Consider the following 13321-nt stretch of genomic DNA (forward strand, 5'->3'; position numbering starts at 1 on the left):
ATATAACCCTTTTGCAGAAAGATGTTTAAGATTTCCAATCTCTTTTTTGACGAAAAAAGAAAGTACAACATTGAACACATACCACACAAGTGTTTAATGTATACCATACAAGTATTTCATATCTGTAACACAAGTGATTTATTTGTAGGATACAAGTATTACATAAGTACCTTAATTAATAAGCCTTCCGTCCATATAGCAAGGTGATAAATCAATATTGAAAGAGTATAATTTAATATTATAGAGGCAAACAACTCATTTGCATCGTGAAAATAAAACTGAAAGAATAGCATCCTTCATTTTTCTCACTATACCCTTCCACCCGCTAAGGCCGATGAATAAGGAAGTGTAGAAGTGTGGAAGGGAATTAAGTTTTCATTGTTTTAAGTCAATAAATTAAAGAAGTACCAAAACTTATGCACTATAACCTCACCTACTCCTAGGATCTCATATAAAAGTATTTTTGAGTTTTTGACTTGTAACAAAACACATTAATAGTAGCTTTCATACATTTTCCGGTTTAACTCTTGGTTTACATGAACTGCATAATTCGTAGGAAATGTGACTTAATTTAATGCCAAAGGAAAGTTCTTCTTTAGAAAATGTAGGAAAACAAAAAGCTCCATAAATCAATGATTTATGGAGCTTTAATCAGTACTCGAAGCGGGACTTGAACCCGCACAGCCGCAATGGCCAAAGGATTTTAAGTCCTTCGTGTCTACCATTCCACCATTCGAGCATCCTATAAAGGAGAGCGGAAAACGAGACTCGAACTCGCGACCCTAACCTTGGCAAGGTTATGCTCTACCAACTGAGCTATTTCCGCAGGTCTTTTTTGTAGAACGGGTGCAAAGATAAGGAGTTTCCCCGTTACAGCCAAATTTTTTACATGGAAAATGTTACAGTTTTATTAGTTCCTCACTTGCAAAGAAGTGCCGGACACGGTAACTTTATAATGTTTCAGATACTCTGTACCTTCCCCCGTAGGAAATCCGCCACTACTCAAATTATATTGGGTATGGCATTTAGGACATTCTGCCGTCCCCAATCCATCTTCTAAGACCTCTACCGAAACATTACGACTGGCCTCCACCGGACAAGCTGCATCATAAGCAACATAAGTATTCCCCTCTGAGAAAACACTCTGCCCGATAACCAATCCCGCATAGCCCACCGGCAGTCCATTTACATTCTTCTCTATCTTCAGAAACTGACCGGGAGTCGTAATCTTATAATAAGGAGACTGTGAAAGACTACATGAAAAATTAAAGGTAACGGAAGGAATGCTCGATTCGTAAGAATCACCACAACTGGTGACACACAACCAAAGCATTCCTATGACTATACAGAGTTTCCGCATACAATATCGTATTTATCGACCAAGCAAAGCTTTTTCAGCTACTTTCATTCCATGAAAATTGAAACCATCTACCACTTCCTGCATCAGCGCCGAGATTTCATCGTTACAGAGATTACCGATACTTCCCTCATGTGTGTGATGCACTTGCTTGCTGTGTGAGAAGTTTCCGGCTTCAATGTCCAATCCCACTTTCTTATAAGCATCCCGGAAAGGCATACCTTCACGTGCCAAGCGGTTCACTTCTTCCACACTGAAAATAAGCAGGTATTTGTCATCGTCGAGGATATGTTCGTTCACCTTTATTTCATTCATGATATAGGTAGTCATCTGCAAACAGTCTTTCAACTCTTGGAAAGCAGGCAAAAAGACTTCCTTAATAATCTGCAAATCCCGGAAATAACCGGACGGCAAATTATTGGTAATCATCATAATCTGTTGTGGCAATGATTGCAGTTTATTGCATTTGGCACGCGTCAGTTCAAAGACATCCGGGTTCTTCTTATGGGGCATAATGCTGGAACCTGTCGTGCAATCATCGGGCAGCTTCACGAAACCGAAGTTCTGACTGTTGAACATACAAGCATCAAAAGCCAGTTTGGAGATAGTTCCGGCAATACTCGCCAAAGCAAAAGCTACATTACGTTCCATCTTGCCACGCCCCATCTGGGCATAAACAACATTATAGTTTAAAGAGTCAAAGCCCAACAAACGTGTTGTCATCGTACGATTCAATGGGAATGAAGAACCATACCCGGCAGCCGAACCCAAAGGATTACGATTACACATCTTGAATGCTGCCTGCAAAAAGAGCATATCATCCACCAGACTCTCAGCATAAGCACCAAACCACAATCCGAAAGAAGACGGCATAGCTATCTGCAAATGAGTATAACCCGGCATCAGCACATCTTTAAAACGCTCACTCTGGCATATCAGCACATGAAACAGTTGTTCCACAGCTTCAGCAATCTCCTTAATCTGCGCACGCGTGAAAAGTTTCAGATCGAGCAACACCTGATCGTTGCGCGAACGACCACTATGTATCTTCTTGCCTATATCACCCAATTTACGCGTCAGCATCAATTCCACCTGCGAGTGTACATCCTCCACTCCTTCTTCTATCACAAACTCCCCTTTCTCGGCAGCCGCATAGATATTTTTCAGTTCTTCAAGCAAAAGAGCCAGCTCTTCCTTCGTCAGCAGACCAATACTTTCGAGCATGGTGATGTGAGCCATAGAACCTACCACATCATGTTTAGCCAGATAAAGGTCCATCTCGCGATCACGTCCCACCGTGAAGCGTTCTATATCCTTATTTACTTGAACGGATTTCTCCCAAAGTTTCTGAGCCATTTATTTAGTGATTAACAGTTAGTGATTAATAAGGTATTATCGACAGCATATCCGCCATCTTTTCCAACCCTTCTTGCAAAGGTTTCTGAACCATACCTTTCATGAAAGGATTCAGTTCCAAGCCAATGGTCAATTTCAGTTTACATTCTGTTTCTGTTACCGGAACAATCTGTATCCACAAATTGAAGGGCAGTGGTGAAGTAGTTGTGGCAAACTTAATACACTTGCATGGTTCTTTTTCTACTATGCTCAACGCTATTTTACCCACAGGAGCTACTTCTATCATCATACTCTCCGAGTCAAAGCTCAAATTCTTAACTTTATCCTCCGGCAAGCTGTCTTTAAACTTCTCCAGATTATTCAAATCAGAAAGTTTCTCATAAACAGCCTCCTGTGAGGCAGGTATAGTTTTTACACTACTTTCAAATTTTGTCATATTTTGATTCTCTTTAAAAGACAAAAAAAGAACTATCCGGACAGAAACTATCCGAATGGCCCTTTTATCATATTAATTATTTTATAGTATAAACCGCCGTTACTTTCCAGCATCCCAATGTGCAGGGTCCTTACGCCATTCGTTCAGCGTTGCAATATCATCTTCTTCGATGTAACCCGTACGAAGTGCAACATCCAGAACCGCTTCATAATTCGTCAGCGTCACCAAAGGAACTTTGGCATCCTTGAATGCTTTTTCTGCAACCGGGAAACCATAGGTATAAGCTGCAACCATACCGATTACTTCACATCCGTCGCGACGAATAGCTTCTACGGCCTTCAAGCTACTTCCACCTGTAGAAATCAAATCTTCAACCACCACAACTTTCATACCCGGGCGAAGCTCTCCTTCGATCAGGTTTTCCAATCCATGGTCTTTCGGGGTAGAACGTACATACACAAACGGCAAATTCAGCGCATCGGCAACCAAAGCTCCCTGAGGGATAGCGCCTGTTGCTACGCCGGCAATTGCATCCACCTGCCCGAAACGTTCCAATATCAAACGGGTAATCTCAATCTTTACAAAATTACGCAAAGAAGGATAAGAAAGTGTTTTGCGGTTATCACAGTAAAAGGGAGATTTCCATCCGGAAGCCCATGTAAAGGGATTTGCCGGTTGTAGTTTAATCGCTTTTATCTTCAGCAACTTCTCTGCGAATAGTTTTTCTAAAGTTCTCATAACTAAATTAGCTATTTATAGTAAATATGGCACAAAAATACAGAAACAGAACGAGAATAAAAAAAAGAATAAAGAGATTTTTCACTCAAAGTCGTCATTTTCGTCAGAAAGTTGTATACAATGACGAATATCTTTCATTTCAAAACCCCGACTCAGGGCAAAACGCATCAATTTTCCATTCAGCTCATACTCATTCTCCGCATGTATGCTTTTCCTTTTTGCAGTCAGCAAACTATCTAAAATAGACAAGTATTCTTCTTCATCTATTTCATTCAAGAACTGCCGGCATGTATTATAAGAAATTTTCTTCAGTTGCAGTGCTTGGGCAATTTTCACTTTCCCCCATCTGGCAAAGCGATATTTATCATTCACAAAGGCACGACAGAAGCGCTCTTCATCAATATATTTTTCATCTACCAGCCGCTTGAGAATGCGGTCAATGACATCATAGGGCAATCCCCAACGCTGTAGTTTTTCAGAAATCTCAGCACGGCAATGTTCCGCTGTAGAGCAATAGGCAGCTACTTTATTCAGCGCCTCTGTTTCAGTAATATTCGTCATTTTTCGGCTATTACAAATCGATCATTATGAGATATGTCCTTTTGGAGTCTGACCGCGCGATATCCTGTTTCACACAACATCGCTACAGTATCCTTTCCAAAAGCACGGTTAATTTCAAAATAAAGTTTTCCACCGGACGTAAGCATCTCAAGTCCCAGCACGGCTATGCGGCGATAAAAACGCAAAGGATCTGTATCGGGCACAAACAATGCCAACGAAGGCTCCCAGTCCAGCACATTATGTTCCATCTCCTGTTTCTCTGCTTCAGTAACATAAGGCGGATTGCTCACAATTACATCATAACAGTCCGCCACACAAGGTTCATAAGTTAACACATCGCGCTGTTCGAACCGTACAGATGCCTGCAAAGCCTTACTATTAGCAGCAGCAATAGATAAAGCTTCTCCCGATACATCCCAAGCGGTGACTTGCGACTCCGGTAATTCTTTCGCCAAAGAAATGGCGATACAACCGCTACCTGTCCCAACGTCTAAAACACGAGAAACGGGAGAAAGTTCTTTCAACATCATCTCTACCAGTTCCTCGGTTTCCGGACGGGGAATGAGTACACCCGGAGTCACGCGAAAAGTTCTTCCCAAGAAGCGGGCTTCCCCTAAAATATATTGTATCGGTTCAAAATTATGTAAACGGGCAAGAATGCTTTCCAATTCCTGTTCCTCTTTTACAGATAAAATTATATCTTTGCCCAGATAATAATCCACAGTTTGCTGCCCCAATATCTCGCAACAGATAATCCGGGACAGGTTTCCGGCTTCGCGGGGATCATAACGGCCCTGCAATTTCCGGCGAATATAAGAGGCGGTAATGTTCATAATGGATATTTAGCGGATTCTTCACCTGTTCGGCTTCCCGGTCAGACCGATCTCCGTCCGTATCCTACTGCGAAGAATCCATTTTGGGGTGCAAAAGTAAGAATTATCATAGAAAAATGGCACACATAGAAGAAGAAAAATACATGCGCCGCTGTATACAATTGGCGCAAAACGGACTTTGCAACGCCGCTCCCAACCCGATGGTAGGTGCGGTAATCGTATGCGACGGGAAAATCATCGGTGAGGGCTATCATGTACGTTGCGGAAAAGCACACGCTGAAGTCAATGCTATTCGTTCCGTAAAAGAGACCTCATTACTAAAGCGTTCCACCATCTATGTAAGTCTGGAGCCCTGCTCTCATCACGGGAAAACTCCCCCCTGTGCAGATTTGATTATTGAAAAACAAATCCCCCGTATCGTCATCGGCTGCCAGGACCCTTTTTCCAAGGTTGCCGGACGGGGCATACAGAAGCTGAAAGATGCCGGACGAGAAGTAATCGTAGGAGTACTGGAAGACGAATGTCGACACCTAATCAAAAGATTCATAACCTTTCACACCTTGCACCGCCCATATATCACACTGAAATGGGCAGAATCTGCAGACGGGTTTATTGACTTATGCCGGACCGAGGGTAATCCTGTGATTCTATCCACTCCCTTAACCTCCATGCTGGTACATAAAAAGAGAGCGGAACATTCTGCCATTCTTGTAGGCACACGTACTGCTAAACTGGACAATCCTTCTTTAAATGTACGCAACTGGTATGGGCGCTCTCCCATACGTCTCGTCATCGACCGGAAACAGAGTCTGTCTCCTACCCTTCATTTGTTTGACGGAAGTGTACTGACACTCGTCTTTACCGAACATTTTCATGACGCTCTGCCTAACGTGGAATATCTCCCGATAGATTTCCAACAGGACATATTGCCTCAGATCATGCAGATATTGTATGAGCGTGGTATTCAATCTCTGTTGGTGGAGGGCGGAAGCACCTTACTACAATCTTTCATCGATGCGGGGCTTTGGGATGAAGTATATGTTGAAGAAAGCCCCAGATCACTGATATCCGGTGTTAAAGCTCCTGAAATGAACGATAAAATTAGTTATGCCAGTGAGCAATCTTTCGGCAGAAGTATACGGCATTATACAGCAACGAAATAGTCCGAATTACCTCATTTTGATGCTTTTTTATCGAGAAAAACAGGGGTATTATCTATAATTTTATATAAAACTTCCCCGGGATGCTGATTATAGAAAAAAATGTTCCTATTTTTGCAACTTGTAAATAAACACTATCTTTAGAAAATGAGAATAAAGTTTTTATCCGTAATACTGAGTTTTCTTCTTATGTCAATTGCCATAAGTTCGTGTCTTGACTCAGATGAAAATTATGAATATAGTTCCGACGCGACGATACGTGCCTTTGGTATTGATACTATAACAAAAGGCGTATATTATAAGTTTACGATTGACCAGTTGAAAAGAGAAATTTATAATGTAGACTCGCTTCCTATGGGTGCTGATTCCATCATAAAACGTATCTTAATCGACACACTGACAGTAACAGGATGGGTAACTTCTGGTCTGAATGATACTGTATTCAACATGAACGACTCAGTTGACCTGAGAGAACCGATCAAACTAAAAGTACATGCAGCCGACGGAATCACTACCCGCGAATATACTATCAAGGTAAATGTTCACACACAGGATCCGGACTCACTGATTTGGAGAGAAATGCCATCACTTCCGGCTTCTCCGGCTTCCGGTAAGCAAAGATCTGTTGTTTTGAATGAAGATTTATTAGTCTACACCTCTACGACAACAGCATATCGCACTTCCGTATCAAATCCTGCCAGTATCCAATGGGGAAACCTGATTACAATCAGCGGTCTTCCTTCAGACGCTAAATTAACTTCTATCATTAATTTCGACAACCGATTATATACTACAGCAGAGAATGGAAAAGCACTCTACTCCGATAATGGTACAAATTGGGAAGAAATGGATATGCAGGGAATGTACATGGTAACATTCTTAGCAGGTATTCCTGCAGATGAGGTAACAGGAAGTAAAAATATGCTTACCGGTATCTTTGCAAAAGATGGAAAGAATTTCTTCTGTGCAAAAAGCGCCGGAGAAACAACTTGGAAAGAAGGCGAAGAAGTTCCCTCTGATTTCCCTTTAAAAGAAATATATTCTACTGTATTCACGAATGCAAGTGGCATCAAACAAACAGTAGTAGTAGGCAATGTTGAAGAAACGGTTGAAGCTACAACACCTTGGTTCTCAAAGGACGGACTTGTTTGGGTCGATATGAGTACCCCGACAGACTTTTCTTGCCCAGCTATGAAGAATCCAGCAATCATGTATTATGGAAGCCAATTCCACATGATGGGTGGAGAGTTTAAAACCATCTATTCTTCCCTTGCAGGCATTGCCTGGAATGAATCTGCTGATAAATTCAGATATGCATCTGAAAAAGTTATCATTCCAGGAGAAGATGAAGACGACGAAGATACAATTGAATATAAAAGTTTATTCGAAGGTAAGGGAGATTATTCTTTGGCTATTGATAAGAACCATTATATTTGGATCGCGTGGAATGACGGTTCTGTTTGGCGTGGACGTCTAAACAAACTGGGATTCAAGCAACAATAATAAAATAGTCAAATTTCCGTTTCCTTATATAGTTAAGGAGTAACAAGAAAACGGTATGACTATTACAAGAAATATAAAGATAGTATTTTGCCTGCTCATGTTCCCATTCTGTTGTGCCATGGCACAGGAAGAATATACTTGGGAGATGGGAGGAGTCATTGGAGGAAGTTTTTATATGGGAGATGCAAATAGCAGCACCCCGTTTAAAGACACAGGTATAGCGGGAGGTTTTATAGCCCGGTATTTACTGAATCCACACATGGCAATAAAAGGCAACCTGACAGCCGGCAGGATTTCCGGTGACACGAGAGATTTCAAAAATGTGTATCCGAATGGAGAGTATGCCACTTTCAAACGGACTATAATCGATTTGGGAGCACAGTTTGAATATAACTTTTTGGGATATGGTATCGGTAATACGTACCGGGGGGACCGTCGATTTACACCTTATATATTGGGTGGATTGGGTTTTACGTTTGCACCAAAGCCTGTAAAAACGGTCTTTACGATGAACATCCCCATAGGAGTGGGAATAAAATTCAAAGCAACCCCACGCATCAATATAGGATGCGAGTTTACGATGCGGTTCAGCCTTAGCGACCAGTTGGATGTTACTCAACGGGAAGGTTTGCAACTGGAAGACCCATACCAGATAAAAGGAAAAGGTTGGAAGAATAAAGACAGTTATGCATTTACCGTCTTTTTCGTCACCTACGACCTCTTCCCAAGATGTAAGGAATGTAACAACTAAAAAAGATGCAATATAAAGAACAAATTGATTTGAGCCGGATACCCCAGCATGTGGCGATTATCATGGATGGCAACGGACGATGGGCGAAGCAGCGCGGACACGAGCGCAGCTACGGACATCAGGTCGGTGCAGAAACCGTCCATGTAATAGCCGAAGAGGCAGCCAGACTGGGCATCAGATATCTGACCCTATATACGTTCTCAACCGAAAACTGGAATCGCCCGACAGATGAAGTGGCAGCCTTGATGAGCCTTCTTTTCGACTCCATCGAAGAGGACACGTTCATGAAGAATAACATCAGTTTCCGGATCATCGGAGATATAGAAAAGTTACCCGCAAATGTACAGACACGTTTATACAATTGCGTAGAAAATACTTCTAAGAATACAGGTATGTGCCTGGTACTTGCACTCAGCTACTCTTCACGTTGGGAAATCACAGAAGCCAGCCGGCAAATTGCCGCTTTGGTGCAGAAAAGAGAATTGACGCCCGAACAGATCGACTGCGATTTAATGTCAAAGCACCTGACTACCCACTTCATGCCTGACCCCGACTTGCTGATACGCACCGGTGGAGAAATCCGCCTGAGTAATTACCTTCTTTGGCAATGCGCGTATTCGGAACTTTATTTTTGTGAAACCTATTGGCCCGATTTTCGGGAAGAGGAACTTTGCAAAGCCATTTGCGACTACCAGAGACGGGAACGCAGATTCGGCAAAACCAGTGAACAAATCAGTTAAACTCAAACATATTTAATCAAAAACATAAATGCACTATCGTATTTTCTCTATACTCACAGCGTTTATCTGCCTCTTCGGTTGTGTACTGACAAGTGCGGCTCAAGATGCCAATGGCACCGATAATGATGCAGCAAAACCGGTTATTCTCTATTCGGGAACACCCAAGAAGTATGAAATTGCAGAAATTAAAGTAGAAGGAGTTAAGAACTATGAGGACTATGTACTGATCGGACTATCCGGTTTGTCTGTAGGACAAACGATTACCATACCAGGTGACGAAGTCACTCAGGCTTGTAAGCGTTACTGGAAGCATGGTCTGTTCTCCAATGTTCAAATCACCGCAGATAAGATAGAAGGCGATAAGGTCTGGCTTACGATTCATCTGACTCAGCGTCCGCGTGTATCCGATATCCGCTATCACGGCGTGAAGAAGTCAGAGCGCGAGGATATAGAAAGCCGGATCGGTATGATTAAGGGCGGACAGGTGACCCCGAATGTCATTGACCGCGCCAAAACTTTGATTAAGCGCTACTTTGATGATAAAGGCTTTAAGAATGCAGAAGTTATCATCTCGCAGAAAGACGATGTATCCAACGATAACCAGGTGATCGTGGATATCGACATCGACAAAAAGGAGAAGGTAAAAGTACACGAAATCACCATCGTTGGCAATGAAGCGATTGCAACTAAGAAGTTGAAACGCATCATGAAGAAGACCAACGAAAAGAATAAATTGCTCAATCTGTTCCGTACCAAGAAGTTCGTAGAAGAAAACTTCGAGGCAGACAAGCAGTTAATCATCGATAAGTACAACGAATTAGGCTATCGCGATGCTATGATCGTAGAAGATAGCATCAAACCGTACGATGACCGTACCGTAGACATCTTCATGAAGATTGATGAAGGAGAAAAATATTATCTGCGTAATGTAACGTGGGTAGGTAACACCTTGTATCCTTCCGAACAGTTGAACTTTATGCTTCGCATGAAGAAAGGTGATGTATACAACCAGAAATTACTGGAAGAACGTACCATGTCAGACGAAGATGCTATCGGTAACCTCTACTATAACAACGGCTATTTGTTCTACAGCCTCGAACCCGTAGAAGTAAATATCGTAGGAGACTCCATCGACCTGGAAATGCGTATTTACGAAGGCCGTCAGGCTACCATTAATAAGATCAGCATCAATGGTAACGACCGTTTGTACGAAAACGTAGTACGCCGTGAACTCCGTACCCGTCCGGGTGACCTGTTCAGCCGTGAAGACCTGATGCGTTCTATGCGTGAAATCCAGCAGATGGGACACTTTGACCCGGAACAAATCAAACCGGATATTCAACCAAGACCGGAAGACGGAACTGTAGATATAGGTTACGATCTGGTATCCAAAGCTAACGACCAGGTGGAATTCTCTGCCGGTTGGGGACAAACCGGTATCATCGGTAAGTTGAGTTTGAAGTTCACTAACTTCTCGCTGGCCAACTTGTTGCATCCGGGTGAAAACTACCGTGGTATCCTGCCGCAGGGTGATGGCCAGACCTTGACCGTCAGCGGACAGACTAATGCCAAGTATTACCAATCCTATAGCATTTCATTCTATGACCCATGGTTCGGTGGTAAACGTCCGAACGCATTCTCTCTGTCGGCCTTCTATTCCGTACAGACAGATATCAGTAGCCGCTACTACAACTCGGCATATATGAATAGCTACTACAACAGTATGTATAGTGGTATGTATGGTTATGGTATGTATAACTACGGTAACTACAACAGCTATGAGAACTATTACGACCCCGACAAGTCTATCAAGATGTTCGGTGTAGCAGCTATGTTCGGTAAACGTTTGAAATGGCCGGATGACTACTTCCAGTTTACTGCTGAGTTATCTTACCAACGCTATATCCTGAGCGACTGGCAGTACTTCCCCGTTACAAACGGTAAGTGTAACAACCTTAGTATCAACCTGACATTGTCTCGTAGTTCTATTGACAATCCGATCTATCCCCGTTCCGGTTCAGAGTTCTCATTGTCAGTACAGTTAACCCCGCCGTACTCACTGTTTGATGGAACTGACTACAGCAAGTACAGTACTACCAGCCAGGACGACATGAACAAGATGCATAAATGGATTGAATATCACAAATGGAAATTCAAATCCAAGGTGTACATCCCGTTGATGGACCCGGTAGCAGTTAAACGTACTCCGGTATTGATGGGCCGTGTTGAATTCGGTTTGCTGGGACACTACAACAAGTATAAGAAGTCTCCGTTCGAAACATTCGATGTAGGTGGTGACGGTATGACCGGTTACTCCAGCTACGCAACGGAAAGTATTGCCCTTCGTGGTTATGAAAACAGTTCATTGACTCCTTACGGTTACGAAGGTTATGCTTATACCCGTCTCGGACTTGAGTTAAGATATCCGCTGATGCTGGAAACAAGTACCAGTATTTATGCGTTAGGTTTTGTAGAAGCCGGTAATGCATGGCATGATGTGAAGAATTTCAATCCATTCGAATTGAAACGTTCCGCAGGTGTCGGTGTTCGTATCTTCCTGCCGATGATCGGTATGATGGGTATTGACTGGGCTTATGGTTTCGATAAAATACGTGGTTCCTCAGATTACGGTGGCAGTCAATTCCACTTTATCTTAGGACAAGAATTCTAATTGTATCACAAAAACCAAACGTTATGAGAAAGTCTGTTTTATTAATGATCTTGCTGTTTGCCGTAGGTATGACAGCCAGCGCACAAAAGTTTGCCTTGATCGATATGGAGTATATCCTGAAGAACATTCCGGCTTACGAACGTGCTAACGAACAGTTGAACCAGGTTTCCAAGAAATGGCAGAGTGAAGTAGAGAAAGTTGCCGAGGAAGCCAAAACCTTATACAAGAACTATCAATCGGAAGCCGTCTTTCTTTCAGAAGAACAAAAGGGAAAGAAAGAGGAAGCGATTGTCGCTAAGGAGAAAGAAGCCGCTGAACTGCGCCGCACTTATTTTGGTCCTGAAGGAGAATTATTCAAGAAACGTGAAAGTCTGATGCAACCTATTCAGGATGAAATTTATAATGCGGTTAAAGAAATATCGGAGCAGAAAGGATATTCGGTAGTTGTAGACCGTGCATCCGCAACAAGCATTATTTTTGCTTCTCCGCGTATTGATATCAGCAATGAAGTGCTTGCTAAGTTAGGATATTCAAATTAATTTCATACATTTGCTTCGCGAATATAGCCGCACTTCAGCATTAAAAATAAGCAAGCTTATTTTGTTTTGCGTTCAGTTTGCACTATATTTGCATTTATTCAACGACTAATTATTAAAATAAACAATAAACATTATGCTTAAAAAAATCGCACTACTCGTGGTACTGTTCGCTCTTCCTTTGGGAGCGATGGCACAAAAATTTGCTCACATGAACTCTCAGGAGGTTATTGTTGTTATGCCGGAATATACTAAGGCACAAGCTGATCTGGAAGCTATGTCAAAGAAGTATTCTCAAGAAATGGAACGCACTCAATCAGAATTCAACAAGAAAGTGCAAGAATTCCAACAGCAAGCTGACTCTCTGCCGAGAAATATAGCAGAAAGACGCCAGAAAGAATTGCAAGAGATGGCTCAAAGACAAGAAGAATTCCAACAGGAAGCATATCAAAGCATGCAGAAAGCACAGCAAGATGCATTGGCTCCCATCTATAAAAAATTGGATGACGCCATCCAGGCTGTAGGCAAAGCAGAAGGTGCAATCTATATCTTTGATTTAGCTCGCACACCAATACCTTATGTAGGTGCAGAGAGTGTAGATGTTACTTCTAAAGTTAAAACCCAACTGGGAATTAAGTAAAGACATATCTTATTTAAAGATAGAAAAAGGCGTGGACTG

The 13321-nt window shown here is 42.2% G+C and carries 13 protein-coding genes and 2 tRNA genes; 7 read left to right on the top strand and 8 right to left on the bottom strand.

Translation table 11 applies throughout. The annotated features are described in order from the left end of the window. Window positions 1–655: 655 nt before the first annotated feature. The 8 genes from BACCELL_RS05425 to prmC all read right to left on the bottom strand — a co-directional run bounded on the left by BACCELL_RS05425 (window position 656) and on the right by prmC (window position 5281). A tRNA-Leu gene (locus tag BACCELL_RS05425) sits at window positions 656–739 on the bottom strand. A gap of 14 nt (window positions 740–753) precedes the next feature. Continuing rightward, window positions 754–826: transfer RNA gene (locus BACCELL_RS05430), tRNA-Gly, on the bottom strand. 84 nt (window positions 827–910) lie between these two features. After that, on the bottom strand, window positions 911–1360 hold the full coding sequence (locus tag BACCELL_RS05435) for a Rieske (2Fe-2S) protein (RefSeq protein ID WP_007210599.1): 450 nt from the start codon (window positions 1358–1360) through the stop codon (window positions 911–913). A 12-nt stretch (window positions 1361–1372) separates the two neighbouring features. After that, window positions 1373–2713, bottom strand: a complete 1341-nt coding sequence (gene argH / locus BACCELL_RS05440) for an argininosuccinate lyase (RefSeq protein ID WP_007210600.1) — start codon at window positions 2711–2713, stop codon at window positions 1373–1375. A gap of 25 nt (window positions 2714–2738) precedes the next feature. Then, window positions 2739–3149 (bottom strand): SRPBCC family protein, encoded by a 411-nt coding sequence (locus BACCELL_RS05445; protein WP_007210601.1) that lies wholly within the window; start codon window positions 3147–3149, stop codon window positions 2739–2741. Window positions 3150–3248: 99 nt separating this feature from the next. Then, window positions 3249–3887, bottom strand: a complete 639-nt coding sequence (gene pyrE, locus BACCELL_RS05450; protein ID WP_007210602.1) for an orotate phosphoribosyltransferase — start codon at window positions 3885–3887, stop codon at window positions 3249–3251. An 81-nt stretch (window positions 3888–3968) separates the two neighbouring features. Further along, window positions 3969–4448, bottom strand: coding sequence for a regulatory protein RecX (locus BACCELL_RS05455; protein ID WP_007210603.1), 480 nt, complete (start codon window positions 4446–4448; stop codon window positions 3969–3971). Next, on the bottom strand, window positions 4445–5281 hold the full coding sequence (gene prmC / locus BACCELL_RS05460; RefSeq protein WP_007210604.1) for a peptide chain release factor N(5)-glutamine methyltransferase: 837 nt from the start codon (window positions 5279–5281) through the stop codon (window positions 4445–4447). Before prmC ends, BACCELL_RS05455 begins: the two co-directional genes overlap by 4 nt. Window positions 5282–5397: 116 nt before the next feature. Here prmC and ribD point away from each other — a divergent pair, with 116 nt between their 5' ends. The 7 genes from ribD (at window position 5398) to BACCELL_RS05495 (ending at window position 13282) form a co-directional block, all read left to right on the top strand. Further along, on the top strand, window positions 5398–6444 hold the full coding sequence (ribD, locus tag BACCELL_RS05465) for a bifunctional diaminohydroxyphosphoribosylaminopyrimidine deaminase/5-amino-6-(5-phosphoribosylamino)uracil reductase RibD (RefSeq protein WP_007210605.1): 1047 nt from the start codon (window positions 5398–5400) through the stop codon (window positions 6442–6444). Window positions 6445–6588: 144 nt separating this feature from the next. Then, window positions 6589–7944 (top strand): BamI family beta-barrel-assembly machinery protein, encoded by a 1356-nt coding sequence (bamI, locus tag BACCELL_RS05470; RefSeq protein WP_007210606.1) that lies wholly within the window; start codon window positions 6589–6591, stop codon window positions 7942–7944. A 55-nt stretch (window positions 7945–7999) separates the two neighbouring features. Further along, on the top strand, window positions 8000–8695 hold the full coding sequence (gene porG / locus BACCELL_RS05475) for a type IX secretion system protein PorG (protein WP_007217076.1): 696 nt from the start codon (window positions 8000–8002) through the stop codon (window positions 8693–8695). Window positions 8696–8700: 5 nt separating this feature from the next. Then, the gene (locus BACCELL_RS05480) at window positions 8701–9435 is read left to right on the top strand and encodes an isoprenyl transferase (protein WP_007210608.1); all 735 of its coding nucleotides are present in this window, start codon (window positions 8701–8703) and stop codon (window positions 9433–9435) included. A gap of 28 nt (window positions 9436–9463) precedes the next feature. After that, window positions 9464–12106, top strand: a complete 2643-nt coding sequence (gene bamA / locus BACCELL_RS05485) for an outer membrane protein assembly factor BamA (RefSeq protein ID WP_007210609.1) — start codon at window positions 9464–9466, stop codon at window positions 12104–12106. 23 nt (window positions 12107–12129) lie between these two features. Beyond that, the gene (locus tag BACCELL_RS05490) at window positions 12130–12645 is read left to right on the top strand and encodes an OmpH/Skp family outer membrane protein (protein ID WP_007217074.1); all 516 of its coding nucleotides are present in this window, start codon (window positions 12130–12132) and stop codon (window positions 12643–12645) included. Window positions 12646–12778: 133 nt separating this feature from the next. After that, entirely contained in the window at window positions 12779–13282 is a 504-nt protein-coding gene (locus tag BACCELL_RS05495; RefSeq protein WP_007210611.1) for an OmpH/Skp family outer membrane protein, read from the top strand. Window positions 13283–13321 lie beyond the last annotated feature (39 nt).

Source organism: Bacteroides cellulosilyticus DSM 14838, from assembly GCF_000158035.1.
GTDB lineage: Bacteria > Bacteroidota > Bacteroidia > Bacteroidales > Bacteroidaceae > Bacteroides > Bacteroides cellulosilyticus.

What these genes read in the sequence shown, in the direction of transcription:
- ribD (WP_007210605.1), top strand. Translation starts at nt 5,398, where the DNA reads ATGGCACACATAGAAGAAGAAAAATACATGCGCCGCTGTATACAATTG.
- BACCELL_RS05435 (WP_007210599.1), bottom strand. Translation starts at nt 1,360, where the DNA reads ATGCGGAAACTCTGTATAGTCATAGGAATGCTTTGGTTGTGTGTCACC.
- pyrE (WP_007210602.1), bottom strand. Translation starts at nt 3,887, where the DNA reads ATGAGAACTTTAGAAAAACTATTCGCAGAGAAGTTGCTGAAGATAAAA.
- porG (WP_007217076.1), top strand. Translation starts at nt 8,000, where the DNA reads ATGACTATTACAAGAAATATAAAGATAGTATTTTGCCTGCTCATGTTC.
- bamI (WP_007210606.1), top strand. Translation starts at nt 6,589, where the DNA reads ATGAGAATAAAGTTTTTATCCGTAATACTGAGTTTTCTTCTTATGTCA.
- BACCELL_RS05480 (WP_007210608.1), top strand. Translation starts at nt 8,701, where the DNA reads ATGCAATATAAAGAACAAATTGATTTGAGCCGGATACCCCAGCATGTG.
- argH (WP_007210600.1), bottom strand. Translation starts at nt 2,713, where the DNA reads ATGGCTCAGAAACTTTGGGAGAAATCCGTTCAAGTAAATAAGGATATA.
- BACCELL_RS05495 (WP_007210611.1), top strand. Translation starts at nt 12,779, where the DNA reads ATGCTTAAAAAAATCGCACTACTCGTGGTACTGTTCGCTCTTCCTTTG.
- BACCELL_RS05490 (WP_007217074.1), top strand. Translation starts at nt 12,130, where the DNA reads ATGAGAAAGTCTGTTTTATTAATGATCTTGCTGTTTGCCGTAGGTATG.
- BACCELL_RS05445 (WP_007210601.1), bottom strand. Translation starts at nt 3,149, where the DNA reads ATGACAAAATTTGAAAGTAGTGTAAAAACTATACCTGCCTCACAGGAG.
- bamA (WP_007210609.1), top strand. Translation starts at nt 9,464, where the DNA reads ATGCACTATCGTATTTTCTCTATACTCACAGCGTTTATCTGCCTCTTC.
- BACCELL_RS05455 (WP_007210603.1), bottom strand. Translation starts at nt 4,448, where the DNA reads ATGACGAATATTACTGAAACAGAGGCGCTGAATAAAGTAGCTGCCTAT.
- prmC (WP_007210604.1), bottom strand. Translation starts at nt 5,281, where the DNA reads ATGAACATTACCGCCTCTTATATTCGCCGGAAATTGCAGGGCCGTTAT.